The organism is Mycolicibacterium sp. XJ879 (assembly GCF_053483935.1).
Genome location: NZ_JBEFTH010000001.1, coordinates 516,500 through 541,621 on the forward strand (window position 1 = coordinate 516,500; position 25,122 = coordinate 541,621).

Genomic DNA, 25,122 nt, shown 5'->3' on the forward strand with positions numbered 1-25,122 from the left:
GTAGTGAGGGCTGTGGTCGGCGGCCTATGCGCAGAATTAGGCGCGCGCAGGTTCCGCCCGGACCTCTTTCATCCACAGCGGATCGATACCGTCGTCGAGCCGGTCCTCGGACTTGGCGTCCAGATAGCGGAAGTAGAGCACCGAGAACACCACGATCACCACCAGCGACCAGCCGTAGGTGATCTTCAGGTACTCCAGCGCGCGCCCGGTCGTCGGCCAGTGGCCCAACAGCCAGCGGTCCATCGTCATGAAGCCGTAAATGCCCAGCCACGCAGGCCAGTTGCGCAGCACCGAGTTCGGCAGCACCACCGTCATCAGGAACGGGAACAGCATCATCGAGTAGTAGCCCTGGCCCAGCGACAGCACCAGCCACGACGTAATGAGCAGCACGCCAGAGGATGTCAGCATCCAGAACAGCGGGTCGCGGGTGCGGTAGTAGCGGTACAGCAGCCACAGGCTCGCCGCGCCCAACACCACAAACGCGATGCGCAACACCATGATCAGCCACATTGGCAAGCCGTAGTACACGCCGTTGCCCAAGATCGAGCTGTTGAAGTAGTCGCGGGTCGACAGGATGTAGGGCAGCGTGCGGGTGACGAAGCTCATCGGGTCGCTGATCAACGGCCACGCCGCGATGTTCAACACCACCGGCACCGCGAACGCCGTCACCAAAGATCGCCACTGGCGGTTGAGCAGCGGCAGCAACAGCAGCGGCGCCAGTAGGGGTTTGACCACCAGCGTCAACCCGATCGCGACGCCGGCCCACCATTCGTGGCTTCGCACCCCGCTGAGCAGCCACCGGAAGAACAGCACCTCCAGCAGCAGCAGAACACCGTTGATGTTGCCGAAAACCAAGGTGTTGGTGACGCTTTCGGTGCAGAACATCGCCAGCAGCAGCGCGGGCGCGGCCACCGAGGCCAACGTGAACTTGAACAGCCGCAGCAGGAAGTAGGCGGCCAGCACGATCGCCAGCGTGTTGAAGAAGATGAACCAGTACCGCGACGCGTCAACCGGAAGATAGCCGAACGGCGCCATGATCAGCGTGCCGCCCGGCGGGTACAGGTAGTGCGGGTCGACGTGGTCGAACTGGGCGTTGTAGATGTCCTGGCCCATCTTGAAGGCCACCATGGCGCGGTACACGGGACCGAAGTCGTCGGTGATGTAGCCGTTGGTGGCCAGGACGTAGCTGCGGTGGATGACCGCCATGATCGCTATCGGCCACAGGATCGACCGCAACACCGTGGCCGTGCCCGGCGGGGAGGTGCGGGGTCGGAAGGCCGTCAGGACAAGATCGCGCACGTGCGCACCGTACACCGAGGCCGCCGATACGAGCCGTCAGGCCGGGCAGAACGTGTCGGTTTCGGGCAGCTGACCGGTGTCGAGGTAGCCGATCACCGGCGGAAGCGCGCACGGCGAGTAGATCGACGCGCCGTGTCCGATGCCCTGCCACATCACCCGCCGGTTGGGGGAGCCGGCGTTGATCACCGTGGCCGCGACGGCCGCGACGCCCTCGTTGCCGACGATCGGGTCGTTCTGGGTACCGAGCAGCAACACGGGCAGCTTGAGGTTCTGGGGCTCGTTCGGTGTCGCGCTGCTCGGCCAGGAAAGGCACTGCACCAGCGCAAGCGCGCCCACCCGGCCGAACTGCGGATACAGCTTGTCCCACTCGACGACCAGCTCACGCACGCGATCGGGGGTGGGCCGGCTCAGCGAATCGCTGCAGTCGTTGACGAACTGCCCGTCGGTGTCGCGCATAGATTCGGCCCGGGTGATCAGGCTCGACATCGGCCCGGAGTCCCCGGCGCGGGCCGCGGCCACCGCCGTGGCCAACGTGTTGCCGGCGGCCACCCGGTCGCCGCGCGGATACCCCAGCGCGGTCGAGATCGCGTTGGTCACCGCTGCCACCGACGCTCCGGCCGGGCCGCGTCCTTGCCGGGCGTCGCTGAGCAGCGCGTCGACGGCGCCCTTCGGGTTGGGGCCCAGCGGGCAGTTGGCCGCCGCGCACTGCGCCGCCCACGCGTCGAGCGCGGCCTGCTCACCCTTGACGCGCTGCTCCATCGCCGCTTCGGCGGCGATGCCGAGCGGCAGTGGTGAGTCGAGCACCAGCCGGCCGACCTTGTTGGGATGGCTTCCCGCATACGCCAGCGCCACCTGGGCGCCGTTGCCGATGCCGAGCAGCGCCAGCGTCGGCACATCCCAGGTGCTGCGCAACCGCTCGAGGTCCTCGGCGGCATGCGCATTGGAGTAGGCCGAGTCGCCGGGTGCAATGGTGTCGGTGCAGTTGGTGGTGGCCGTCTGGGTGATCTCGCGCAGGTTGGCGACCGGATCGTCGCCGGGCTCGAACTGGGCTTGATCGGCCATCTGTTGGCGGTCGTAGAGGTCGCGGCACTCCAGCGCGCCCGACATGCCCATACCGCGTCGGTCGACGGCCACGATCGGGTGGCTCTTGAGCAGATCGGTGCCCGCCCGCGACAACCACACCGGCAGTTGCTGCGACGTCGGCAGGTTCGAGCCGGTCGTCATCACCAGCGGGCCGGCGTCCTCGGGGGTGTCCGTGCCGGTGGCGCGCACGACCCCGACGCTCAGCGTGCCCGCTGCCCCGTTGATCGGATCCAGGTCGGCGTCATAGCTCGCGCAGTCCAGCGTGACTCCCGGGGCGGCCGGGACGCCGGCTTCGCTGAACACCCGCGACGTGCATTCGCGCCAGGCCAACTCGTTCTTCGGAGCCTCGATCGGCGGCGGACCCTGCGGCGCCTGGGTGGTCTCGGGCTGGCCCTGCGGGCCGGCGCCGGAATCGGTGGCAAAACGCGGGTTGGCGGCCAGCCCGGGGGCACAACCGGCGATGACCGCGGCGACGGTTGCCAGGCTCAGGGTCCCGACCAGCTGGTTACGCCGATGCATGCCGACCACAGTACTGACGCGTCGCCTCAATCTGCGCGCACGTAGCGCGTGTAGAGGTAGCCGCCGTCGTCGCAGAGCAGGTGCGCCGGGCGCATGCGGGTGTGCACCTCACCGGACCCGGTGGCGATCCGTGGGGCCAGCCCGCCGAGCAAGATCGGCGCCACGGTCAGGCACAGTTCGTCGAGCTGGTCGTTCTCGATGAACATGCCCAGCACCTGCGGCCCGCCTTCGCTGAGCACCCGGTACAGCCCGCGCTCGGCCAGGATCCTCAGCAGCATCGTGGCGTCGACGCGGTCGGCTCGGCTGCCCGAGGCGTCGATCACGTCGGCGACCCCGCTGAGCCTGTTGTGCGTGGTGCCGAACGCGTCGGTGCAGGTGAGGATCATCGGCCGGGTCTCGGTGTGGGTGAAGAATCGGGCGTCGGGGTCGAGATTTCCGGATTTGGTGACGACGGCTAGCGGGGGCACCTCGGCCTGGCCGCGGCGCTGCCGGGCGCTGCGGTGCGCGACGGGCACCTGTGCGCCGGAGTAGTTCTCGACGCGCACGGTGGCCGCGCCGACGACGATGACGTCGGCCGCGTAGCGCATCAGCCGGAACAGCGCCCGGTCGCCGGCCTCGGCCATCCCGCCGGCCTTGCCGTCTGCGGTGGCGCCGCCGTCGATGCTGGCGATCATGTTGGCGCGCACCCAGGGGCGCTGCAGGCCGTCGGGGTAGGCGTAGAACTCGGATACGCGGCTGTCGTCGACACTGTCGGTGGGTCCGAGGACGCTGAATTGCATCCCGGCGGCGGTATCGGACATGAACACGATCGAAGCACGCCGATAGGGTGCCTGCATGCACGGGTCCAGCGGTCTGCGACATCTGGTCGACCGGCACCCCGACGTCACCCCGGAGCGGCTGATCGCCCAACTCACCCCGCCGCCCACCTTCGCCGACGTCAGCTTCGACACCTACCTGCCCGACCCGGCCGAGCCGTCGCAGGCCCAGGCCGTGCAGTCGTGTCTGCGGTTCTGCGCGCAGGCCGTGCAGCGGCGGACCGGCAAGAAGAAGATGTTCGGCCGGCGTGAGGTGCTGCCGGGGGTCGGGCTCTATCTCGATGGCGGGTTCGGCGTCGGCAAGACGCACCTGCTGGCGTCGTCCTACTATCGCCTGCCCGGGCCGAAAGCGTTCGCCACCTTCGGCGAATTGACGCAATTGGCAGGGGTTTTCGGCTTCAGCGAATGTATCGACCTGCTGGCCGACTACGTGGTGGTGTGTATCGACGAATTCGAGCTGGACGACCCGGGCAACACCACGCTGATCTCCCGGTTGCTGTCGGCGCTCGTCGAACGCGGCGTCTCGGTAGCGGCCACCTCCAACACCCTGCCCGAGCAACTCGGTGCGGGCCGTTTCGCTGCCCAGGACTTTCTGCGGGAGATCAACACGCTTGCAACGATTTTCGACACCGTGCGCATCGACGGTCCTGACTACCGGCACCGCGGTCTGCCGCCCGCGCCCGAGCCGCTCACCGACGACGAGGTGGCACGGCAGGCGCAGCAGGTTGCCGGTGCGACGCTCGATGAGTTCGATGCGCTGTGCGCGCACCTGGCCACCATGCATCCGTCGCGCTACCTCGCGCTGATCGAGGATGTGCCCGCGGTGTTCATCACCGGCGTGCATCCAATCGACGACCAGAACGTCGCGCTGCGGCTGGTGTCGCTGACCGACCGGCTCTACGACGCCGGCGTTCCGGTGGTCGCCTCGGGCGCCAAGCTCGACACCATCTTCAGCGACGATATGCTCGCCGGCGGTTTCCGCAAGAAGTACCTGCGCGCGACGTCGCGGCTGCTGGCACTGTCCCGCGCCCTTTGACGCTTCGCCGCCGAACGTGGGTTACCCGCACGCTCTTTGCGCGCGAAGTGTGCAACAACCCCACACTCGGCGGCGTCAGATCGCGCGCACCATCACGTAGTCGTCCTCGATGTCGCTGCCGAGTTGAAACGTCTTGGTGCCCCTGATGTTGAACCCGTGTTTGGTGTAAAACCGTTGGGCGCGTCGGTTTTGTTGGTTGACGCCGAGCCACACGCAGGCGGCGCCGTGTTCGGCGGCGGTGCCCAACGCCGCCGACATCAACGCCGCCGACACGCCTGCGCCGTGGCTGTCGGCCAGCACATACATCTTCGACACCTCGACGGCGGGACGCAGCGTGACCGCGCGCTGCACATCGTCGTCATCGGGCACGCCCCGAATCAGCATGGCATAGCCCAGCATTCGGCCGTCCACCCGTGCCACGAGCAGGTCGCGGTCGGGGTCAGCGAGGTATTCGCGGAACCGACTCTGCGAGAGGTTCTCGGCGATGAACGCGGCGATATCCTGCGGTGACGCCGACGGGGGACAGGCCAGCGGAAACGTCCGGGCCGCCACGTCGGCGAGGTCGACAAGATCGGCTTCGGTAGCCGCCGCGACGTCAATACCCAATCGTCAGGACACGTTCCACTGCGCCAGGTGCTGACCGGTGACCCGATCGATGAGCACCACGTTGGAGATCAGATCGCGGTAGCAGTCCCACCACACGCCGCCGCTGACCGTCGATCCCGCGGGTCCGTTGTTCAGCGCGCGCTGCAGCGAATCCGGCGCGTCGGTGTTGCGCGGTTCGTAGGCGTCGCCCGTCGGTGTGACGCCGCGGAATTGGTAGGTGATGGCCTGGGCGTAGGGCGTGGGCACGGCGATGGGGTGGACGCTGATCTGGCCGCGCCAGACCTCGTGGCGCGGCGGCCGCGGGGGATAGCCGAAGCCGGGGGGAATAGGTGAGGGCGCGATGCTGTGCACGGTGATGTCGGCGACCAGGCCCTTGAAGTCCACCCGCAGCGTCTCGCCGAGCCGCCCGATGGGTGTCGTCGCGGCGGAGGCGGGGGCCGCCACGACGGCGGCGGCAGCCGACAGTGCTGCGATGAGGACCACGAACCAGCGACGCATGGCGCAAATGATTCCACAAACTGAAACGTGTTACAGCCGCTTCTCCGGTGCGGGTGGTGCGTCAGCCTTGGGTGAACGGTTCCAGCGCGGTGGCGAGGTCGGCCTCGAAGCGGTCGCGGTCGACGCCCAGACCGTGCAGGACGCCGTCGCCGTCTTCGGCTTCCAACAGCGCCAGCAGGATGTGTTCGGTGCCAATATAGTTGTGCCCCAACCGAAGCGCCTGTCGGAAGGTGAGTTCGAGCGCCTTCTTGGCTGCGCTGTTGAACGGTGTCAGCGCGGGCACGTCACCCTCGGTACACGGCGGAAGTTCGACAGCCTGGGTGACGGTGGCGGCGTTCACCCCCTGGCCGGCGAGCAGCTTGACCGCCAGCCCCTCGGGATCCTCGAACAATCCGAGCAACAGGTGGTCGGGAGTGATCTCGGTGTTGCCCGCTTCCTGCGCCTTGTTCTGCGCGACCACCATGACGTTGCGTGCCCGCGGGGTGAACCGGTTGAAGCCGTCGTTGGGATCGAGCGCGTCGGCCTTGGGGACGAAGCGCTTCTGGGCGGCCTGCTTGGTGACGCCCATGCACTTGCCGATCTCGGTCCAGGAGGCCCCTGACCTGCGTGCTTGGTCGACGAAGTGGCCGATCAGGTGGTCGGCGATGTCGCCGAGGGCTTCGGCGGCCAGCACCGCGTCGGTGAGTTGGTCGAGTGGTTCGCTGTGTACGTCCTTGATGACGTCGATGAGGTCGTCGAGGCGGACGGGGTTACGGATCTTGGCCGGCTGCGTCATGGCGTCAACTCTAGGTTGACGCCGCAGATTCGTCAACTAGGAGTTGACGGCTACGGGCCGCGAAAACGCGGAGTCGTTTTTGCTCGCGCCGTGGCGGGTACTCGACGCGCCGTTATGGGAAACAAGGTTAAAGGTCCGAGCACGCAGTCGGCGCTGCTACGACGCGCGATCACCTTCATTCACGAGAACGCCGACCATGACATCACACTCAACGATATTGCCGCCGCCGTCAACGTCACCCCGCGCTCGGTGCAGTACACCTTCCGACGCCACATGGACACCACACCGTTGGAATACCTACGCCGAGTGAGGCTTTGCCGTGCGCACCGCGAGTTGCGCAACGCCGACCCGTCGGTCGACACGGTGATGGCCATCGCCGGTCGGTGGGGATTCGCTCACGCGGGTCGGTTCAGCAGCCTCTACAAGCAGACGTTCGGGCAGCCGCCGAGTCGCACGCTGCGGGAAGCGTGAGCGCTATCTCGGGAAGAAGCCCGCGCGGGTGAAGAAGCCGGGCTGCCAGCCTTCGGGTCCCCGGCACAGCAGGGGACGCCCGTCGGGCGCCTGGGCGGCCGACTGCGGCTTCGGGCACGGTGAGCCGATTTCCTGGACGCCGTAGAGCTGGTAGGCCGCGACCCAGAATCCGGTGTAGACCGGAGGCCACTGGTTCTCGATCCAGCGGCATTGCAGGACCTCGCCGCCGGGACCGCGGCCGAACGTGAAGCGCTCCATATTGGTGCAGGGCCCGGCGAGGTGGGCGTCGTAGCTCATGCCCGGAACGTCGCTGGCGTAGCGGCCTGGGCTGTCGTGATACATCAGATCGTCGTCGGCGGTTGCGGCGGGAGCCGTGCTGACAGCCAGGCCGGCGACCGCCGCGGCGGCGAGGAATTCGCGAATCATCTCCACCCTTACGTTGTTCCGCCCGGTTGATCTAGACAGAGACTAGTAGGTCAGAGCGCGGTCGACGGGTGCTTTGTCGGTTGTCACGGCCGCGCTTGACGGACCGCCAGCGGGACGTCGATGCGCTCGTGCCGCCCATCGATCCGGAACCGGTAGGTGTGGTAGCCGCCGCCGGGAACGATGGGCAACACCAGCGAGGGCATGCACATGAACTTCATCGGCGCCTCGACGGTGAAGTCCGACCTGTGCGACTGCAGGCGTTGTTCGTTGGGCCCGTCGGCGTCGATGATCAGCGAAAAGCTTTCGCCGATATTGTCGGGCTCGACGTCGCAGAGCACCACGACGTCACACTGGAACGCGGTGGCGTTGGGCGCGACGGTGGTGCTGGCCCAGAAGCCCCCTTCGAGGTTGAGCATGCCGTCGACGACCTCGACGCGATTGGCGAAAAATGCCGCGGTCAGGCGCATGGACTCAACCTAGTGGATGATGCAGCCCGGTTGGCTGGCGTGTCAGCGTTCGCATGCGACGCCGTCGTTGTCGCCGTCGAGGCCGGAACGGTAGCCGGGCTGGCCGGCGAGGATGGGTGCCGCGCCGGCCGCGCGCGCGGCCGCGCAGTTGGGGTAGTAGGCCGAGTTCGACGACGGCGGCGGGGTGGCCGGTTCGTAGAAAGACTGCGGTGGCGCCGCCGCGGCGGGGGCGGTGTCAGCCGCTGAGGTGGCGCCGTTGCAGGGCGGGCCCCACAGTCCGCGGCGGGCGTCGCGGGCTTCGCGTTCGGCGGCGGCGATCGCGTCGTGGCGGCTGACAGGCCGGCCGCCGTAGACGTAGCTGCGCGCGGTGCCGGCGCGGGCGGCCTCGACGGCGTAGTCGAAGCCGTCGGCGCGAACGAGGTAGGCCAGGGTGCGGTTAACTGCAGTTGGATGATCCACGTGGTGCGGCTGTGCAGGCTCAACTTGTCGGCCGGTGCGTTTAGTCTCCACGCAGATTGAACTTCCGGACCAGGGGCTGTGATGGATGACGGGATCGAACCGAGACTTGTGGAGGTTCTCGATGTCCCGAGGCTTGGTGCGGTCGTTCGCGGCAATGCGGGCTCGTTGCCGTGGCGTTTGGTCGACGAGTCGGGTGCCGGCGTAAACCACGTCAATCTGTGGTTGGCCGACCTGTTCGCGTGCGACAACTCGCCTGCGACGCTGCGCGCCTATGCGTACGACCTACTGAGCTGGAGTCGTTTCCTCGGCGCACTGCAGGTTTCGTGGACTCAGGCAACGCGGGGCGAAGTCCGGGACTGGGTGAGGTGGTACCGGTGTCGCGCGAACCCGCAACGACGCCGCGGATCGAGTGCGGATACTCATCGGCCGACCCCAGGTTCTGTGAACGAGCGGACGGGCAAGGCCTACCTGGAGTCTTCCTACGCGCGGTCGTCGATGAATCGCAGACTGTCGTCGCTCAGTGGCTTCTACGAGTTCGCCCTGGAGTCGGATCTCGGGCCGCTCATCAACCCGGTACCGAAATCGCGCGACGATCTCACTCGACTCGACGTGCACCGCCAGCACTTCGATAACCCGCGCCCCCAAAAGCGCGCGCCTTATCGGCAGAAGCTAGTGGAACGTGCGCCGCGCGCGCTCAGCGACGACCTGTACGAGGAGGTATTTGCATCGCTGAGAACAAACCGCGACCGTGCCATTGTCGCTACGGCGATCTCCTCTGGTTTACGCGCCAGTGAACTGCTCAGCATGCGGCGGGGGATGCTCCATGCCGCCGACCAAACCGCCGATGTAATACCCAAGGGCGGGAATGGAAGTCGTGTCATGGTCCGTATCAGTCCCACTGCGTATCTCTGGATCGCCCGGTACCTTGCTGAGCGCCCCGTGGGTCCGCCTGAAGAGCCAGTCTGGCTGACATTGCGCGGCACACCGCGGCCGCTGAGCTATTGGGCAATGCGACAGATCCTTGAACGCAGCAACGCGCTGCTGGGCTCCAACGTCACGATGCATGACTTCCGGCACACCTTCTGCATGCGTCTCGCCCAGGACGAGAACATGACCATCGCGGAAATGCAGGAGCTGATGCGGCACGCGTCGATCGCCAGCACCACACGCTACCTGCGACTCACCGTAGCCGAACTCGTCGACAAACTTGATCAGCACTGGAATAGACCCCCGTCACCGCAGCCCACGCCGGCGAAAGGCTATGCGGCAGAAGATCTCCAAGTTCTTTTCGGTCGGGCATTCTGATGGCGCGGGTGCTCACGCGTGCCCAGTCGCTGGCGAGTTCGTCTGCGTTTGCCAACCATCCAGTCGAAGTACTGCCTTCGCTGTCCCCGACGCCCGAGGACCATCCGTGGTTCGGAAACACTGTCACCTGCGCCGAACGTGAACGCATCATCACTGCGGGACTTCCGCTCGTGATGGCACGGATGAGTGAGAAGTACCGCAGCGAGGCAGTAGCCCGCAGCGGTGCACGGCTCTGGCTGAGTCGCCTATTGGACTGGCTGGATGGCTTTGTCGGCGACAGTTATCAAGACCGTTGGATCGCCAGCGATTCCGATCGCCAGCCGAAGGCGTGGTGCCCAGCCTTATCAACCGGATCGCATACACGGCTTGGGGCAAGGCTGTCGATCAACGCACTCATAATGCTGGGGGTCATTCGTCCCGGCCATGACTGGTTGATCGAGAACAAGCAGGCGCGGTTCTACCGTGACTGGACGACCACGCACGAACCGAAGGCGTGGGATCGCTACTTCGCCGCCGCGGAGCACGAGGGCGCACCGGAAGTGAAGAAATGGCGAACCGCCACCCACCTGGTACGTATCAGCATCTGCAACGGGCTGCCAATCACCGAGCTGCACAGCCAGCATGTGTTGGCCTACCGAGACTTTCTCGTCTCGACCGGCAGGATGCCGGGGGATCTTCTCGCCATGTGGCACTACGGACGCCGCGGCGGACTGTTCGCCGGTGAAGCCGACGACCTGCGGCACTACCTCATCGCCAAACGTCTCAGTCCCACCGAACTGGTCGACCGCTTCAATGTGCGAGCTCCCAGCGTGCGAGGACTGTTGATCGCCTACCTCGCCGAGATCGCCGTCGGTCAGGACTACGCCAGCCTGGACGGAACCAGCCGAAACCTGGTGAAGCTGTTCTGGAAACCGATCGAAGACGCCAACCCCGGCATCGACACAATCAGTTTGACGAAGGCCCAGGCATCCGCCTGGAAAGAGTGGTTGCGCACCAAACCGGATGGGACTCCGCGCCGGCACGCCGAGAGCATTCTGGGAGCGGTCCGCAGCTTCTACCTCGACGTGGCTGCCTGGTCCCACGAGGATCCCTCGACGTGGGCCCATTGGGCTGTCTCATGCCCGGTCAGCATCCGCGACGTCCGAGGCCAGCAGAAGCGCCGGGCCCAGCGGGCACACCGCATGCATGCCCGCACCCGCACCCTCACCCCGCACGTCGATGCACTCGTCGCTGCAGCCCGGCGGGCGTACGTGCAAGCAGCAGAGCTGCAAGCGGTCGCGACGACAGCGCCGTTCGGTGAACCGTTCGCCGTGCACGGGAGCACCTACATCAAGCACACACCGGGCAAGCGGGCCGACCGAGTGCGCATCCATGTTCTGCAGGATGGATCGGAGAAGCGGGTTGACATCCACTACACCGTGACACGGGCCTTCATGACCTGGACGATCATCGAGGTGTTGCGCCACACCGGTATCCGGATCGAAGAGATGCTGGAGCTGACCCATCTGAGCATCAAGCAGTACCGCAAACCCGATGGCACCGTGATACCGCTCCTGCAGATCGCACCGAGCAAGACCGATCAGGAGCGGATATTTCCCTGCAGCCCGGAGTTGACCACCACCTTGGCGCGACTGGTCGAGTTCGTCAGCATCGATGGCCGCGTTCCGCTGTGCTGCCGAATCGACACACAGGAACGCCAGGTGTCGGCGCCGATGCCGCATCTGATCCAGATCCGAGAGGGTGGACGGTCGCGGGTAATCAACCAGTGCACGGTCCGAAAGTGGTTATCAGAGCTGGCCAACAGCATGGCCTTGAAGGACGCTGACGGTACTTCGCTGCATTTCACGCCACACGACTTTCGCCGGATCTTCATCACCGACATCGTCAACGCCGGGTTCCCGATCCATTTGGCCGCAAAGATGGTGGGCCACAACAATATCGAAGTCACGCGCGGCTACACCGCGGTGTATCAGAAAGATGTCTTCGAGGCATATGACCGGTTCATCGACAACCGTAGACAGGCACGGCCATCGGCCGAATACCGTGAGCCCACCCAAGCCGAATGGGACGAGTTCGTCGAACACTTCGGCCAGCGCCGGATCGCGCTCGGCAATTGCCACCGCCCCTATGGATCTGACTGTTCCCATGAACATGCCTGCATCCGGTGCGATTTCTGCGAGGTTGAACCGGCCCAGGCCGCAAGGCTCGATGAGATCCGTGACAACCTTCGCCTCCAGGTGGTCGAGGCCCAAAAGAACCGGTGGCTGGGCGACGTTAACCAATTACGCCTCACCATTGAGCACGCCGACCGCAAGGCGGCGAGGCTGGCAGCCCTCACCGAGGCGGCCCCGGTACTCCTTGCCGCGCACACGTCCTGACGCGAGCAGTAAGGGACCGTCCTTCTGACAGCTAGGTGCAGCAGTTGGGGTCGAGGACGACGCAGAGTGCCTGCAGGGCTTCGGGTTTGACGCGGTGAAAGACGTTCATGCCGCGCCGGTCGGAGATCACCAGCCCGGCTTTGCGGAGCTGGCCCAGGTGGTGGCTGACGGTGGATTCACTCAGGTCGAGCACCGCGGCCAGATCGCCGCTGGTCTCTTCGCCGGGGCGTGAGCTGAACAGCAGCGACATCATCTTGACCCGCACCGGGTCGGCGAGCGCCTTGAGCCGCATCGCGACCTGCAGGGCATCGGCGTCGCTGATCGGGCCCGCGGCGACCGGGGCGCAGCACACCGGGGCGGACATGTCGATCACGGGCAGCGCTTTGGGCATGACCCCATCCTGCCACCTGTCTTGACATATATCAAAAAGGTGGCATCCTGAGGTCGACGCGCCAGTTCGATATATGTCTCATCCCTAGTGGGAGGTCCATCATGTCCCGTATGCAACTCGCCCTCAACGTCGATGACCTCGACGAGGCGATCACGTTCTACACCAAACTGTTCGGCGTCGACCCCGCCAAGGTCAAGCCCGGCTATGCCAACTTCGCCGTCGCCGAGCCGCCGCTGAAGCTGGTGCTGCTGGAAAATCCCGGTAAGGGCGGCACCATCAACCACCTCGGCGTCGAGGTCCAATCCAGCGACAAGGTGCACGCCGAGATCGCCCGCCTGACCGGCGAGGGGCTGTTCACCGATGAGGAGATCGGCACCACGTGTTGCTTCGCCACCCAGGACAAGGTCTGGGTGACCGGGCCGGCCGGAGAGAAATGGGAGGTCTACACGGTGCTGGCCGACTCCGACACCTTCGGCACCAGCCCACAGCACCTCGACGATTCCGCCGACGGCGAGGGTGGGGTGTGTTGCGGCGGAGCCTCCAAGGAGGCTGACCCCGCCGCAGCGTCCTGTTGCTAGCCGATCGCACCTGCCGCGGCCGTGGTCACATGGCCGCGGCAGGCGCATGATCGGGGCATGGACCGCGATGCCATCGCTGCCGATCTGGAGCGCGCGCGTGTCACGTTCCACCAGCTACTGGCGGCCGCCGGCCCCGACGACTGGGATGCGCCGACGCGCGGAACCCGGTGGACCAACGAACAATTGCTGTTCCACATGGTGTTCGGCTACGTGGTCGTGCAGCGGCTGCTGCCCCTGGTGCGGGTGATGGGCCGACTACCTGACCGCGTCAGCGGGGCATACGCCCGGTTGCTCAACGCCGCGACCACGCCGTTTCATCAAATCAACTACTACGGATCATGCGCCGCCGCCATGGTCTACAACCGGCGCAGGATGGGCGCCAAACTCGACCGGGTCATCGACTCACTGCAACACCGGCTCGCCCGCGAGACCGACGACACCCTGCGGCGCGGCATGCATTTCCCGCCGGGATGGGATCCGTTCTTCTCCGACTACATGACGCTGGAAGACGTCTACCGCTACCCCGGGCGCCACTTCGACTTCCACGCCGCCCAACTCACCTTCACCTGACGTTTCATTTGCCAACAACTTCGATATCCGTCAATATTGATGTATGTCGAAGTCGCAGGAGTCGTTGACCGACGGGGACGCGTGCTGCCCACCCGGGGCGCTGCTGCGCGAACCCCTTACCGCCGCGGACGCGGCGGACATGGCGGTCAAACTCAAAGCGCTGGCCGATCCGGTACGCCTGCAGCTGTTCTCCGCGATCGCCAGCCACGCCGGTGGTGAGGCCTGCGTCTGCGACATCTCCGCCGACATCGAGGTGTCACAACCGACCATCAGCCACCACCTCAAAGTGCTGCGCGACGCCGGGCTACTGACCTCACAGCGCCGGGCCTCCTGGGTGTACTACGCCGTGGTGCCCGACGCGCTGGCCAGCCTCGCCGTCCTGTTCGGCATTGACGCAGCCGCCGGGGTGTCGGCATGACCGACACCACCACCCCGGCCCCAGCGGTCGTGGGCAAGCTCTCCACCCTGGATCGGTTCCTGCCGCTGTGGATCGGCGCGGCGATGGTCGCCGGGTTGCTGCTGGGCCGCTGGGTTCCCGGCTTGAACACCGCGCTGGAAAGCGTTCAGCTGGACGGGATTTCACTACCCATCGCTCTTGGCCTGCTCATCATGATGTACCCGGTGCTGGCCAAGGTCCGCTACGACCGCCTCGACACCGTCACCGGCGACCGCAAGCTGCTGCTGTCCTCACTGGTCCTGAACTGGGTGCTCGGCCCCGCGCTGATGTTCGCGCTCGCGTGGCTGCTGCTGCCCGACCTGCCCGAATACCGGACCGGCCTGATCATCGTCGGCCTGGCCCGCTGCATCGCCATGGTCATCATCTGGAACGACCTGGCCTGCGGCGACCGGGAAGCCGCCGCCGTCCTCGTGGCGCTCAACTCGATCTTCCAGGTCATCATGTTCGCCCTGCTGGGCTGGTTCTATCTGTCGGTGCTGCCCGGCTGGCTCGGCCTGGAACAGACCACCATCGACACCTCCCCGTGGCAGATCGCCAAGTCCGTGCTCATATTTCTGGGCATCCCGCTGCTGGCCGGCTACCTGTCGCGCCGGCTCGGCGAGAAAACCAAGGGCCGTGACTGGTACGAGGCCAAGTTCCTGCCCCGGATCGGGCCGTGGGCGCTCTACGGGCTGCTGTTCACTATCGTGATTCTCTTTGCGCTGCAAGGCGACCAGATCACCCACCAACCGTTCGACGTCGCCCGCATCGCCCTGCCGCTACTAGCGTACTTCGCGATCATGTGGGGCGGAGGCTACCTGCTCGGCACCATGCTCGATCTCGGTTATGAGCGCACCACCACCCTGGCGTTCACCGCCGCGGGCAACAACTTCGAACTCGCCATCGCCGTCGCGATCGCCACCTACGGCGCCACCTCCGGCCAAGCCCTGGCCGGCGTCGTCGGCCCGTTGATCGAAGTCCCGGTCCTGGTCGGGTTGGTCTACGTGTCCTTGGCGTTGCGCAACCGGTTCCACCACCACACCTCCCAACACCTTCCTGCCGACGGCTCGACGACGAGAACGGAACCCAATCCATGACTGACAGCCCCGTCACCCACGAGCTTCGCCACGATCTGTCCATCGACCAGCAACTCGCCCTGAAAACCGCGGCGACCCGGCTGGGCGGTGAGTTCGATGGCACCTTCGGTACCGAAACCATCGAACGGTTCTTGCATTCGTCCTACGACCAGTTCGCCGGCCGGGCCACCATTCCGAACTTCCTGCCGCTGTTGGCCGAACGGTTCGCCCGCCAACGCCTGCACGCCCTGGCGAGAGTGGAAGGAAAGATCAGCGACGGCAAACCGACCGTGTTGTTCCTGTGCACCCACAACGCCGGCCGCTCGCAGATGGCGCTGGGCTACTTCACCCACCTGGCCGGTGACCGGGCCGTCGCCTGGTCCGGTGGATCCGAACCCGGCAACGAGATCAACCCCGCCGCGATCGCTGCCATGCACGAAGTCGGTATCGACATCACTGGCGAATACCCCAAACCCTGGACCGACGAAATTGTGCAGGCGGCCGACGTCGTCATCACCATGGGCTGCGGGGACGCCTGCCCGATCTTCCCCGGGAAACGCTACGAGAACTGGGAACTGCCCGACCCCGCCGGCCAGGGCCTCGACGCCGTCCGCCCGATCCGCGACGACATCGAAGAACGCGTCCACCGTTTGTTGGCCGACCTGAACGTGCCCGTCACCCGGTAGCCGCGAAAACCTCAAGGGAACACACCGAATATGGCTGACACATCAGTGTTGTTCGTCTGCGTCAGTAACGCCGGAAAATCGGTCCTGGCCGCCGGGCTCATGCGCCAGATCGCCGGACCGACCATCCACGTCAGCTCGGCGGGCACCCGCGCCAAGACCGCCGTCAACGACCTCTCGGTACAAGCCTTGGCAGAAGTCGGCGTCGACATCAGCGACCATCAGCCCGCCCAACTCACCGCGCAGATGCTCGACGACGCCGACCTGGTCGTCATCGTCGGCAGCCAAGCCCACCTCGACGAGTACTGTCCCGGCGTCACCATCCAGCGGTGGGATACCGACGAACCCTCCTTGCGCGGCATCGACGGAATCGACCGCATGCGAATCATCCGCGACGACATCACCACGCGCGTCCAGGCCTTGGCCGCCAACCTTTCCACCGCGATCACACCACCCACCGGCCAGCCATCCCGATCCAACGCGCGTATTGAGCGAAGCTAGATGTATGCGTGTGGAACTTCTCACGAGCCCGGGATGTCCGAATGCAGCGGCGGCTCGGCGCTTGCTCGCCGAGTGTCTGTCTGAGGTTGATATCGCTGAAGATGTGGTGGTGGAAAGGGTCGGTGGATATCCATCGCCAACAGTGCTCGTTGATGGTATGGATGTCATGAAGCCGGGCACTGAGCTGGCAGCTGATGCGTGCCGATTGGACCTTCCGACCAGGGATCGCGTGCTGGCGGCGCTTCGGAGTGCGACGCCGTTGACGTGATCGATCCGGGGTCTTACCCCGATGTTGCGGCCCCGAGTTCAGCTGGCTGCCGTGGTCTTCTGGTTGCGGGTGTGGGCCAGCCGGTGGGAGTCGGTTCCGGTTTCGATGATGGTGCCCCCGAGGGGCTTGGTGCGTCCGGCGCGCACGCCGTTGGCGATGACGACGATTTCGGCGAGTTCGTGCACCGCGACGACCGCGGCCAGCCCGAGGACACCGGTGAGGGCGAGCGGAATGAGCACCGTAATCAATGCCAGTGAGAGGCCGACGTTTTGCAGCATGATCCGCCTCGCGCGCCGCGCGTGGGCCAGTGCTTGGGTGAGGTGGCGCAGGTCTTCACCCATCAGCGCGACGTCGGCGGTTTCGATGGCCACGTCGGTGCCCATCGCGCCCATGGCGATACCCAAATCGGCAGTGGCCAGGGCCGGGGCGTCGTTGACGCCGTCACCGACCATGGCCGTCGAGGAACGTTGGCGCATTTGACCAATTAGCGCGGCTTTGTCTTCGGGCCGCAGATCGGCATGCACGACCTCGATGCCCACCTGCTTGGCCAATGCGTGGGCGGTCGCTTGGTTGTCACCGGTGAGCATGGCCACCTGATACCCGCCGCGGCGCAGCTGGGCGACGACGTGGGCGGCTTCGGGCCGCAGCTCATCGCGCACCGCGACTGCCCCGATGATCTGGTCGTTGTCTTCGATGAGCACGGCGGTGGCGCCGGCGGCCTGCATGGCCGCGACCTGGCCGGCCAGCGGGCCGGGGTCAAGCCAGCCGGGGCGGCCCAGCCGCAATCGACGGCCATCCCGCGCGCCGGTCAACCCGGCACCGGTGACCGCCTGCACGTCATCAGCCGGTTGCACGGGGCCCTGCGCGGCGGCGAGAATCGCTGCCGCGAGGGGGTGTTCGCTGCGGGCCTCCAACGCCGCCGCCACATCCAGCACGTGCTCGCGGGTGGCGCCGTTGGTGGTGGCGACGTCGATGACGGTGGGTGCGTTGGCGGTCAGGGTGCCTGTCTTGTCCAGCGCGATCGTGCGGACCGCGCCCAGGGCTTCCAGCGCCGCCCCGCCCTTGACCAAGACACCGAGCTTGCTAGCCGCGCCGATCGCGGCGACCACCGTGACCGGCACCGAGATCGCCAGCGCGCAAGGAGAGGCCGCCACCAACACCACCAGGGCACGTTCGATCCACACCAGCGGATCGCCCAACACGCTGCCGATGGCGGCGATGAGGACCGCGGCGATCATGATCGCGGGGACCAGGGGTTTGGCGATGCGGTCGGCCAGGCGCTGGGCTTCGCCCTTGCGGGACTGCTCGGCCTCCACGATCGCCACGATGCGGGCCAACGAGTTGTCAGCAGCAGTGGACGTGACCTCAACCTCCAGCACGCTGGTGCCGTTGATCGACCCGGCGAACACCTCATCACCGGGCCCGGCCTCTACCGGCACGGATTCGCCGGTGATGGCCGAAACATCCAGCGCCGTGCGCCCCGACACGATCGTGCCGTCGGTGGCGACGCGTTCGCCGGGCTTGACCAGCATCCGGTCACCCACCGCCAACTCTGCTGGGGCGATGGTGGTTTCGGTACCGTCGCGGAGCACGGTGGCCTCATCGGGCACCAGCGACAACAACGCCCGCAGACCTCGGCGGGTGCGGGCGAGGGAGTATTCTTCGAGGCCCTCGCTGATGGAGAACAGGAACGCCAGCATGGCGGCCTCGCCGACCTCGCCGAGGATCACCGCGCCGACCGCGGCGATCGTCATCAGCGTGCCGACCCCGATCTTGCCCTGCGCCAGCCGGCGCAGCGTCGAAGGCACGAACGTGTAGGCACCGATCACCAAGGCGAGCGCATACAGGCCGATTTCGACCGCATGGGGGCCGCCGGACCAGCCGACCACATAGCCGGCCAAAAGCACCACGCCCGCCACCGCGGCGGCGCGCAGTTCGGTGATCTCCCAAAGCCGTTCGGGTTCCTGCTCGTCCTCGCCGGGGCGGTCGTCGCTGCCGCAGCCGCACGCCTCACTCATCGCGCAACCTTCTTCCGCTCAGTCGGGTGGCCGTAGTTGGGGCACAACGCCACCGCGTTGCCGGTGGCCTCCAAGACAGCTTCGGCGGCCCGCAACATGTCCAGTAGTTCCGGGCGGGCCAGCCGATACACCGAGGCGCGGCCCTGCGGCCGGAAATCCACCAGCCCGCAGTCGCGCAGGCACGCCAGATGCGCCGACACCGTCGACTGCGCCAACCCCAACTCGCCGGTCAGATCCACCACCCGCGCCTCACCGACCGCCAGCCGGCGCAGGATCGCCAACCGGGTGCCATCCGAGAGGCTGTGAAACAACGCCGTCGCCGCATCCACATTCCCGCACATCGCGGGATCGACCGAACCACTTTTCATCGCCACACGACGATGATAGCGTCCAACACTATTGATCGGTCAACCCCGCCAACATCGATACAACCCGATGGATGAGGACGCAGGGCGGGGACGGGCCGACCGGGAAGGAGCAGGCGATGGCACTGACTGCACTGGGCCTGTTCGCGATGTTGATGCTGGTGATCGGGGCCTGTCGGCGCCGGATCCAGCTGGCCCGCATCGGCGACAGCGGCAACCGGCGGGGTTGGCGGCCCGACGGCACCCTGGAATGGTGGGCGCTCGCGCTCGCCGACGTGGGCTATCTGCTGGTCGGCGTCGGCGCCCCAGCGGCGGCCCTGGCCGGGCTCGCCCCACTGCGTTTCGCCGACCATCTGCTGGTTCATGCGACTGGGATCGCGGTTGCGGTGGTGGGCATCGGGCTGACCTTGCAGGCCCAGCTGGGGTTGGGGGCCTCGTGGCGGATCGGGGTTGATGAGACCGAACGCACCGAGCTGGTCACCGGCGGCCCGTTCGCGATTGTGCGCAACCCGATCTTCACCACACTGCTGCTCACCCTGACCGGCCTGACGCTGATGGTGCCCAACCCGATAGCGATCGCCGGCCTGCTGATCGCGATCGCCGGCATCCAGCTGCAGGTGCGCGAAGTGGAAGAGCCCTACCTGCGCCGCGTCCACGGCCACACCTACCGCGACTACACCACCCGAGTGGGGCGCTTCCTACCGTGGCTCGGCCGCACCAGAGATGAGACCAATGATGCTGCCCGACACTACACCTGACTTCGACACGGTCGAGGCGACGGCGGCGTTTGTCGACCTGGCCGGCTACAGCATCCTCACCGAAATCTGCGGCGACCACGAAGCCGCCCAGCTCGCCGCGCGGCTTGCCGACCTGGCACAGGCTGCACTACAACCGGGCGTGAGGCTGGTGAAGACGATCGGGGACGCGGTCATGTTGACCGCCGACACACCCACCCAGATGCTGGCCACCCTCACCGACCTGGCAGAGCAGGTCGCCGGCGAGGACGGGTTCCTGGCGCTGCGCGCCGGAATCCATCACGGACCCGTCATCGCCCGCGGCGGCGACGTGTTCGGCCACACCGTCAACATCGCCGCCCGCATCACCGCACTCGCCGGGGCCGGCCACGCCGTGATCACCGACCCGATCGCGGCTGCCGCTACCCGACAAGGCCTGTCCACCCCAGCGATCGGTGCTCCGCCGCTGCGCAGCATCACCACCCCGATTCCGCTACACACGCTGGCCCTGACCGAGGCCCGCTACCCCCGCGACCCGGTCTGCGGCATGCGGATCAACCCGGAAACCGCCCGGGCGCGACGCCGCTACCAGGACCGGGATTGGTGGTTCTGCTCGACCGACTGCGCCCACCAATTCACCACCACCCCAAGCACTTACACATCGACACTCCCGGTCACCGCCAGTGAACGGCAGCCGACATGAGCCGCCCCTGGGGCCGCAACCGGCTCAAATTCGCCCTGGCCGGACCGCTGTTCGAAGCCGGCAACCGGTTCATCCCCGGCCGACCCCATGACCGGCTCGCCCAGCTCGTCGCCGACCAGAAACCGAAACGAGTGCTCGAACTGTGCGGCGGCACCGGCTACGCCGCCCGCCTGCTCGCCCGCAAATCCCCGAGCACACGAGTGGATTGCCTCGACATCTCCCCGGAAATGCTGGCCGTCGGCCGCCGCTACCTCACCCGCGCCGGGATCGGTACCGTGGCGCTGCATGAAGGTGACGCCGCCGCACTGCCGTTCGGCAATGACACCTTCGACGTGGTGATGAGCGTGTTCGGCTGGCACGAACTGCCCACCGACATCCGCCACCGCGCCATCGACGAAGCCATCCGCGTTCTACGTCTCGCCGGCCAGGTCATCGCCATCGACCTCGACCCACCACCCACCGCCCGCACCATCTTCGAGACCTACATGCGGCTCGCCGAACGACCCCACGCCCGCGACGTCCTGGGCACCGGCCTGGCCGACGCATTCACCGCACACGGACTGGCCGTCACCACCCATCTGCCCGCGCGCAGCTGGGCCGCCCCGTTCCAGATCGTCCACGCCCACAAAAGAGGTATCTGAATGGCGCGCACCAGCCGCATCCTGCTCACCGCGTTCGTCATCGCCGCCATGGCGATCGGGGCGCTGGTCTACCTGTCAGTGCGCGACCGCGACTCGACCACCACGGCACAGCCCGATACCGGCGAGGCCGGGCAGGTGGTGCGCGAGAACAGCCACCGACTCAACACGGTGCCCGACAGCACGGTGACGTTCGTGGAGTTTCTCGACTTCGAATGCGAGGGCTGCCGCGCGGTCTACCCAGAGATCGAAAAAGCGCGGGCCGAATACGGCGACCGGGTGAATTTCGTGATCCGCTACTTCCCGCTGCAAGCCCACGTCAACGCCGAGCGGGCCGCCCGCGCGGTGGAAGCCGCCGCCCAGCAAGGCCAACTGGAGGCGATGTATCGCAAAATGTATGACACCCAAGCCCAGTGGGGTGAAAAGCAAACCCCAGCCGATGACGTATTCCGCGGATTCGCAACAGAACTCGGCCTGGACATGGCCGAGTTCGACGCGGCCTACGCCAATCCCGCCACCCTCGAACGCATCCAACTCGACATGGCCGACGGCCGCGCCTTGGGCGTGCAGGGCACCCCGACCTTCTTCCTCAACGACACCCGCATCCAGCCACACAGCTATGAAGACCTAGCCCAGGCCTTCGATCAAGCGCTCGCCGAGAACTAGGCGCGGCCTGCCGCATCCATCGGCTTGACCGCCCCTCTCCACATCGACACTCATCTCAGTCCGGCCAGGAGGTTCACCCATGCCCGCCACCGCGCTCGTTCTCTACCTGGTCTTTGCCGTCTTAGGGTTCGGCTGGCGCAGCTGGACCCAGCACCGCCGCACCGGCTCGACCGGGTTTCGCGGCATCCACGGCCGGCCTGGCTCGCTGGAATGGTTCGCCGGCGCCGGATTCATCGCTGCCATCCTCGCCGGGGCGGCCGCACCGCTGCTGCAACTGCTCGGCATCCTCACCCCGATCGCGCTCCTGCAGGCGCCGTGGATTCAGGTGGGCGGGACGGTGCTGGCGGTGGCGGGTATCGCGGCCACCCTCTACGCCCAGCGCGACATGGGCGAGTCCTGGCGGATTGGCGTCGACCCCAGTGAGACCACCACATTGGTGCTCCGTGGTGTGTTCGGGCTGGTGCGCAACCCCATCTTCACCGCGATGCTGATCTTCGCCGCCGGCATCACCCTGATGACCCCCAACCCGCTCGCCCTGGTCGCGTTCGTCGTGCTGCTGGCCACCATCGAGCTGCAGGTCCGCGTCGTCGAAGAGCCCTATCTCAACGCTATCCACGGCCAGGCCTACCGGGACTACTGTGAGACGGTCGGCCGGTTTGTTCCCCACATCGGACGCACCCGAATCGTCTGACTGGCCGACTCGAATCGAGGTGAACCATGGCCACCGGTGATCGCACCGCCCGATGGAACCGATACTGGGACAAGAAATCCCGTACCTACGACCGCGAAATCGGATTCTTTGACCGCCACCTGTTCGGCGACTCCCGCCAATGGGTCTGCAGCCAAGCGGCCGGCACCACCCTGGAAGTCGCCGTCGGCACCGGCCTCAACCTCGAGTTCTACCCCGACACCGTCACGCTGACCGGGATCGACTGGAGCGAACAGATGCTCGACCTGGCTCGTCAACGTGCCGCCGACCTCGGCCACCCCGCCACGCTGCAACAAGCCGACGCCCACCACCTACCGTTCGACGACGCCACCTTCGACACCGTCGTCTGCACCTTCGGGCTCTGCGCCATCCCCGACCACACCAAAGCCCTCAACGAAATGACCCGCGTCCTGCGCCCCGGCGGACAACTCATCCTGGTCGATCACATCCGCAGCAGCGTCGCCCCCGCCCGAGCCGTGCAACGCTTCCTCGAACTGTTCACCGTTCCCCTCGGCGGCGAACACTTCCTGCGCCGCCCCCTCAACCACATCCGCAACGACCCCAACCTCGACATCGAACGCGTCGAACGCTTCAAACTCGGCCTCGTCGAACGCCTCACCGCCCGCAAACCCACGTAACCCGAGGCGAACTCACCGACCATCCAGCTAGAGCTGTCCCACATCAACAGCTCAGCCGCGCCCTCGAAGGCTCCAAAGACTCCGACTGATGACCGGCCCCGGTGAACGGATTGACTAGTGCAGATAAGTGCGGCCGTAGCGGTCGGTGCGGTCCTGGGTCGGGTCGGTCACCAGCGCGACGCGCTGGCCGAGCATGGTCGAGGTCGCGAACTCGGTGGCTTCGGGTCCCCAGCATTCGACGGGGGAGTTGGGCTTCTTCGTTTCGGGGGTGTCGATGCCGAGGATGCGCACGCGCAGCCGGCCGCGAACTTCGTCGCGGATGTCGATGGTGTCGCCGTCGACGACGCGGAGCACGACGGCGGTGGCGTCGACGGGTTGTGCGTGGATGGTCGGGGCGGGGATGGCGAGGGCTGCGGCCGCGGCGACGACGGCGGCGACGAGACGGTAGATCACGGTGCGCACAGGGCCCAAGCTAGTCAGGGTTTCGATATGGGTCGATGTCTAATCGCTTCCCAATTGGCCCTGCCGCGGTCGGCGAATGGCCTTGCCCGCCTTGGTCTGGAGGAACGATGAGCCTTATGACCACTCTTCGTCTTTCTCGTACGACCCGGTCGGAGTAGGCGAGTGAGATGGGATCGAACCGACGCGAATCATCCAGAGACCGATCTTTGCGCGTTGGTCAGCCGCCTGACGAAATTGAACACGGTGTGCGTGAAGCCGGGATGTGCTGTTTGCTGGTGACATAGCATTCTTATTGCTCACTTGGCTTGGTTTGTGACGCAGGAGTCCTGTACTAGGTGGTGCCTCGTCTAGGAGAGCGATGATGGCTCGGCTTAATCTGTTCGCGCACCCAGCCTTTGCTGTGCTACCGACGGTGGCGGTCCTGGTGGTGTCTTGTGGAGCCGCTCCGTCGTCGGAAGGCCCTCCTTCGAGCTGCTCGCCAGCGGCGTGCGCGGTTGTAGAAAGTCTGAGCCGCCTGCGTCCTGCGCCGCCCCCTCAACCTGTTTCCCCTCAGCAGCAGTTACCGGCGAGCGACTGGGGCGATAGGGATGACGACGGCGATGGCATCCGTAACTCCATCGATGGGCCGGACTATCGAGATGCAGACAATGACGGGTTGGAGGACCGCTTTGATCCTTGCAGAACCGACCGTGATTGCGATGGCGATGGGCACGGAGACAATTGGGATTCCGATCCAACCGATCCGTCGGAGAAGTAGGGCCTGGTAAGACGCCCAGTGCTCTCTCGACAGCGAATGTGACCGCACACCTTCGCCGCCGAACTATGCCGCGGTTTCAGTCCAGGTGGCGGTTCGGGGTTTCGGGTCGCCAGCACTCGACGAGGGGGAGTTGGCTTCTTGGTTTCGGCAGTTTCTGTGCTCATTGGGGCGGCTTAGGCAAACGGCGGCATGACGACGGATTCGGTGCGGTGGTCTTTGTCCGGGAAAAACCGTGGGAGGCAAAGAGGTGTCAGCGACGGACAACAGGTGTGTGACACAGATCGCATATGCTCGTTGAGCTCGGTTGATACTGCGTTGAGTCGCAACTTAGCTTTGCGAAGTGGTTTCATTTCACGGTCAACCGGCAACAAAAGTGTCGCAAGTTGAGTGATCCGGAAAAACTCTGGACCTCAGTGCCGACTGGAGCGACCTGGTCTGCAGCCCACCAGGCACCTTGCCGGATATTGACCCGCCTTATCGAGGAGTGAAGATGAAGAAGCCACTAGTTGTCGGAGCCACCACGTTGACCCTGCTGTTCGGCGGAGCCGGCGTCGCGACTGCATCGACGTTCGAAGCGCCCGCGGCGACGACCACCACGGTGGCGCAGCAGGTCGAGGACGATGACAGCGGCGACAACGGCCTGTGGGGCCTGCTGGGTCTGCTGGGTCTGGCCGGTCTGATCGGTCTCAAGCGGCGCAAGGATGCTGACTACCCCGCCACCCGTGGCGGCGGCACGGTCAACAACCCGCGCGCATAAGCGCTAACTGACGAAGAGTTCCCCGCCGGTCCGAC

At 66.2% G+C, this 25,122-nt stretch carries 29 protein-coding genes and 1 pseudogene; 17 read left to right on the forward strand and 13 right to left on the reverse strand.

Translation table 11 applies throughout. The features are described from left to right. Window positions 1-36: 36 nt before the first annotated feature. Genes aftC through ABQF13_RS02640 form a run of 3 tightly spaced genes read right to left on the reverse strand, consistent with a single transcriptional unit; the run spans window position 37 to window position 3,701 of the window. Window positions 37-1,299: an arabinofuranan 3-O-arabinosyltransferase gene (aftC, locus tag ABQF13_RS02630; RefSeq protein ID WP_448391136.1), complete on the reverse strand. Its 1,263-nt coding sequence runs from the start codon at window positions 1,297-1,299 to the stop codon at window positions 37-39. 36 nt (window positions 1,300-1,335) lie between these two features. After that, entirely contained in the window at window positions 1,336-2,901 is a 1,566-nt protein-coding gene (locus tag ABQF13_RS02635) for an alpha/beta hydrolase (protein ID WP_448391137.1), read from the reverse strand. Window positions 2,902-2,927: 26 nt separating this feature from the next. Then, on the reverse strand, window positions 2,928-3,701 hold the full coding sequence (locus ABQF13_RS02640) for a pyrimidine reductase family protein (protein ID WP_448391138.1): 774 nt from the start codon (window positions 3,699-3,701) through the stop codon (window positions 2,928-2,930). Between the two features lie 34 nt (window positions 3,702-3,735). Here ABQF13_RS02640 and zapE point away from each other — a divergent pair, with 34 nt between their 5' ends. Then, window positions 3,736-4,752, forward strand: a complete 1,017-nt coding sequence (gene zapE / locus ABQF13_RS02645; RefSeq protein ID WP_448391139.1) for a cell division protein ZapE — start codon at window positions 3,736-3,738, stop codon at window positions 4,750-4,752. A gap of 75 nt (window positions 4,753-4,827) precedes the next feature. Here the strand turns inward: zapE and ABQF13_RS02650 are convergent, their stop codons facing one another. The 3 genes from ABQF13_RS02650 to ABQF13_RS02660 all read right to left on the reverse strand — a co-directional run bounded on the left by ABQF13_RS02650 (window position 4,828) and on the right by ABQF13_RS02660 (window position 6,631). Next, entirely contained in the window at window positions 4,828-5,358 is a 531-nt protein-coding gene (locus tag ABQF13_RS02650; protein WP_448391140.1) for a GNAT family N-acetyltransferase, read from the reverse strand. Between the two features lie 3 nt (window positions 5,359-5,361). Beyond that, window positions 5,362-5,856 (reverse strand): hypothetical protein, encoded by a 495-nt coding sequence (locus ABQF13_RS02655; protein WP_448391141.1) that lies wholly within the window; start codon window positions 5,854-5,856, stop codon window positions 5,362-5,364. A 61-nt stretch (window positions 5,857-5,917) separates the two neighbouring features. Further along, window positions 5,918-6,631 carry a Clp protease N-terminal domain-containing protein gene (locus tag ABQF13_RS02660; protein ID WP_448391142.1) on the reverse strand — a complete coding sequence of 238 codons (714 nt, stop codon included), beginning with the start codon at window positions 6,629-6,631 and terminating at the stop codon, window positions 5,918-5,920. 114 nt (window positions 6,632-6,745) lie between these two features. Here ABQF13_RS02660 and ABQF13_RS02665 point away from each other — a divergent pair, with 114 nt between their 5' ends. Further along, the gene (locus tag ABQF13_RS02665; RefSeq protein WP_448391143.1) at window positions 6,746-7,102 is read left to right on the forward strand and encodes a helix-turn-helix transcriptional regulator; all 357 of its coding nucleotides are present in this window, start codon (window positions 6,746-6,748) and stop codon (window positions 7,100-7,102) included. Window positions 7,103-7,105: 3 nt separating this feature from the next. On the opposite strand, the gene ABQF13_RS02670 is transcribed toward ABQF13_RS02665, so the two are convergent. The 3 genes from ABQF13_RS02670 to ABQF13_RS02680 form a co-directional block, all read right to left on the reverse strand. Beyond that, a complete protein-coding gene (locus ABQF13_RS02670) occupies window positions 7,106-7,528 on the reverse strand; it encodes a hypothetical protein (RefSeq protein WP_448391144.1) in 423 nt (140 codons plus the stop codon). Between the two features lie 83 nt (window positions 7,529-7,611). After that, window positions 7,612-7,995, reverse strand: a complete 384-nt coding sequence (locus ABQF13_RS02675) for a hypothetical protein (RefSeq protein WP_448391145.1) — start codon at window positions 7,993-7,995, stop codon at window positions 7,612-7,614. Between the two features lie 42 nt (window positions 7,996-8,037). Then, window positions 8,038-8,454, reverse strand: coding sequence for an excalibur calcium-binding domain-containing protein (locus ABQF13_RS02680; RefSeq protein ID WP_448391147.1), 417 nt, complete (start codon window positions 8,452-8,454; stop codon window positions 8,038-8,040). An 81-nt stretch (window positions 8,455-8,535) separates the two neighbouring features. Here ABQF13_RS02680 and ABQF13_RS02685 point away from each other — a divergent pair, with 81 nt between their 5' ends. Together ABQF13_RS02685 and ABQF13_RS02690 are read left to right on the forward strand one after the other, a co-directional pair. Beyond that, window positions 8,536-9,759: a tyrosine-type recombinase/integrase gene (locus ABQF13_RS02685; protein ID WP_067771209.1), complete on the forward strand. Its 1,224-nt coding sequence runs from the start codon at window positions 8,536-8,538 to the stop codon at window positions 9,757-9,759. Beyond that, on the forward strand, window positions 9,759-12,137 hold the full coding sequence (locus ABQF13_RS02690) for a tyrosine-type recombinase/integrase (RefSeq protein ID WP_013470143.1): 2,379 nt from the start codon (window positions 9,759-9,761) through the stop codon (window positions 12,135-12,137). Before ABQF13_RS02685 ends, ABQF13_RS02690 begins: the two co-directional genes overlap by 1 nt. A 31-nt stretch (window positions 12,138-12,168) precedes the next feature. On the opposite strand, the gene ABQF13_RS02695 is transcribed toward ABQF13_RS02690, so the two are convergent. Then, a complete protein-coding gene (locus ABQF13_RS02695) occupies window positions 12,169-12,528 on the reverse strand; it encodes an Rv2640c family ArsR-like transcriptional regulator (RefSeq protein WP_003887760.1) in 360 nt (119 codons plus the stop codon). Between the two features lie 101 nt (window positions 12,529-12,629). Here ABQF13_RS02695 and ABQF13_RS02700 point away from each other — a divergent pair, with 101 nt between their 5' ends. From ABQF13_RS02700 to ABQF13_RS02725, 6 genes and pseudogenes are all read left to right on the forward strand, one after another. After that, on the forward strand, window positions 12,630-13,106 hold the full coding sequence (locus ABQF13_RS02700) for an ArsI/CadI family heavy metal resistance metalloenzyme (RefSeq protein WP_013470142.1): 477 nt from the start codon (window positions 12,630-12,632) through the stop codon (window positions 13,104-13,106). A 57-nt stretch (window positions 13,107-13,163) separates the two neighbouring features. Then, on the forward strand, window positions 13,164-13,676 hold the full coding sequence (locus ABQF13_RS02705) for a DinB family protein (RefSeq protein ID WP_099962890.1): 513 nt from the start codon (window positions 13,164-13,166) through the stop codon (window positions 13,674-13,676). A gap of 43 nt (window positions 13,677-13,719) precedes the next feature. Beyond that, window positions 13,720-14,094 carry an ArsR/SmtB family transcription factor gene (locus ABQF13_RS02710; protein WP_003887763.1) on the forward strand — a complete coding sequence of 125 codons (375 nt, stop codon included), beginning with the start codon at window positions 13,720-13,722 and terminating at the stop codon, window positions 14,092-14,094. Next, window positions 14,091-15,164, forward strand: a pseudogene (gene arsB, locus ABQF13_RS02715) (ACR3 family arsenite efflux transporter); the annotation flags it as partial. The gene ABQF13_RS02710 and the pseudogene arsB, both read left to right, overlap by 4 nt. 41 nt (window positions 15,165-15,205) lie before the next feature. Beyond that, window positions 15,206-15,874 carry an arsenate reductase ArsC gene (locus tag ABQF13_RS02720; protein WP_013470140.1) on the forward strand — a complete coding sequence of 223 codons (669 nt, stop codon included), beginning with the start codon at window positions 15,206-15,208 and terminating at the stop codon, window positions 15,872-15,874. A gap of 30 nt (window positions 15,875-15,904) precedes the next feature. Further along, window positions 15,905-16,372 (forward strand): arsenate-mycothiol transferase ArsC, encoded by a 468-nt coding sequence (locus tag ABQF13_RS02725; protein WP_099962889.1) that lies wholly within the window; start codon window positions 15,905-15,907, stop codon window positions 16,370-16,372. Window positions 16,373-16,678: 306 nt separating this feature from the next. Here ABQF13_RS02725 and ABQF13_RS02730 read toward each other — a convergent pair whose 3' ends face one another. Continuing rightward, window positions 16,679-18,658 carry a heavy metal translocating P-type ATPase gene (locus ABQF13_RS02730; protein ID WP_084032479.1) on the reverse strand — a complete coding sequence of 660 codons (1,980 nt, stop codon included), beginning with the start codon at window positions 18,656-18,658 and terminating at the stop codon, window positions 16,679-16,681. Next, entirely contained in the window at window positions 18,655-19,026 is a 372-nt protein-coding gene (locus tag ABQF13_RS02735) for an ArsR/SmtB family transcription factor (RefSeq protein ID WP_050982640.1), read from the reverse strand. The genes ABQF13_RS02730 and ABQF13_RS02735 overlap by 4 nt, the downstream gene beginning before the upstream one ends. A gap of 116 nt (window positions 19,027-19,142) precedes the next feature. Between ABQF13_RS02735 and ABQF13_RS02740 the strand changes: the two genes are divergently transcribed. The 6 genes from ABQF13_RS02740 (at window position 19,143) to ABQF13_RS02765 (ending at window position 23,111) form a co-directional block, all read left to right on the forward strand. Then, the gene (locus ABQF13_RS02740; protein WP_006246589.1) at window positions 19,143-19,781 is read left to right on the forward strand and encodes a methyltransferase family protein; all 639 of its coding nucleotides are present in this window, start codon (window positions 19,143-19,145) and stop codon (window positions 19,779-19,781) included. Next, window positions 19,756-20,460, forward strand: a complete 705-nt coding sequence (locus tag ABQF13_RS02745) for an adenylate/guanylate cyclase domain-containing protein (protein ID WP_006246590.1) — start codon at window positions 19,756-19,758, stop codon at window positions 20,458-20,460. The genes ABQF13_RS02740 and ABQF13_RS02745 overlap by 26 nt, the downstream gene beginning before the upstream one ends. Continuing rightward, window positions 20,457-21,101 (forward strand): class I SAM-dependent methyltransferase, encoded by a 645-nt coding sequence (locus ABQF13_RS02750; RefSeq protein WP_006246591.1) that lies wholly within the window; start codon window positions 20,457-20,459, stop codon window positions 21,099-21,101. Before ABQF13_RS02745 ends, ABQF13_RS02750 begins: the two co-directional genes overlap by 4 nt. Continuing rightward, on the forward strand, window positions 21,102-21,764 hold the full coding sequence (locus tag ABQF13_RS02755; protein WP_006246592.1) for a DsbA family protein: 663 nt from the start codon (window positions 21,102-21,104) through the stop codon (window positions 21,762-21,764). A gap of 79 nt (window positions 21,765-21,843) precedes the next feature. Next, the gene (locus ABQF13_RS02760; RefSeq protein WP_006246593.1) at window positions 21,844-22,455 is read left to right on the forward strand and encodes a methyltransferase family protein; all 612 of its coding nucleotides are present in this window, start codon (window positions 21,844-21,846) and stop codon (window positions 22,453-22,455) included. Between the two features lie 26 nt (window positions 22,456-22,481). After that, the gene (locus ABQF13_RS02765; RefSeq protein ID WP_067774115.1) at window positions 22,482-23,111 is read left to right on the forward strand and encodes a class I SAM-dependent methyltransferase; all 630 of its coding nucleotides are present in this window, start codon (window positions 22,482-22,484) and stop codon (window positions 23,109-23,111) included. A gap of 114 nt (window positions 23,112-23,225) precedes the next feature. Here the strand turns inward: ABQF13_RS02765 and ABQF13_RS02770 are convergent, their stop codons facing one another. Further along, the gene (locus tag ABQF13_RS02770; protein ID WP_448391149.1) at window positions 23,226-23,573 is read right to left on the reverse strand and encodes a thermonuclease family protein; all 348 of its coding nucleotides are present in this window, start codon (window positions 23,571-23,573) and stop codon (window positions 23,226-23,228) included. A 1,247-nt stretch (window positions 23,574-24,820) separates the two neighbouring features. Here ABQF13_RS02770 and ABQF13_RS02775 point away from each other — a divergent pair. After that, window positions 24,821-25,087, forward strand: a complete 267-nt coding sequence (locus ABQF13_RS02775; RefSeq protein WP_448391150.1) for a WGxxGxxG family protein — start codon at window positions 24,821-24,823, stop codon at window positions 25,085-25,087. Window positions 25,088-25,122 lie beyond the last annotated feature (35 nt).